This window comes from Brevibacillus sp. SIMBA_040, assembly GCF_046535075.1.
Taxonomy (GTDB): Bacteria; Bacillota; Bacilli; order Brevibacillales; family Brevibacillaceae; genus Brevibacillus.
The window spans coordinates 1-269 of the sequence record NZ_JAWRXI010000194.1 but is presented as its reverse complement, the minus strand read 5'-3'; the positions used below and the strand labels follow the sequence as shown (position 1 = coordinate 269).

General features: G+C 32.7%; 1 protein-coding gene. It reads right to left on the bottom strand.

Translation table 11 applies throughout. The annotated features are described in order from the left end of the window. Positions 1-14: 14 nt before the first annotated feature. Positions 15-200, bottom strand: a complete 186-nt coding sequence (locus tag SB752_RS32520) for a bacteriocin-like protein (RefSeq protein ID WP_410700893.1) — start codon at positions 198-200, stop codon at positions 15-17. Positions 201-269: the final 69 nt, after the last annotated feature.

Sequence of the window (269 nt, the reverse complement as noted above, 5' to 3'; positions counted from 1 at the left end):
TAAAGAATTGTTTTTTAGAAAATTCCAGAAGGACCGCAGTCTTGAATTGCCCTTCTGCAATAAGGTACTGCTGTACAAGGATTAGCAGGACATATACTTCCAGGACATATTGCGGGTATGCCACTTGGCATAGGACAAATTACCTCTCCTCCAGTTATCATCTTTAGTGCATTTCTTGACATTTTCTTGAGATTTTTCATAATAAAATTTTTTTAATTTGATTTAGTACTTTAATGTTATTAAGATCAAATATATAAGTTGCTCGAATA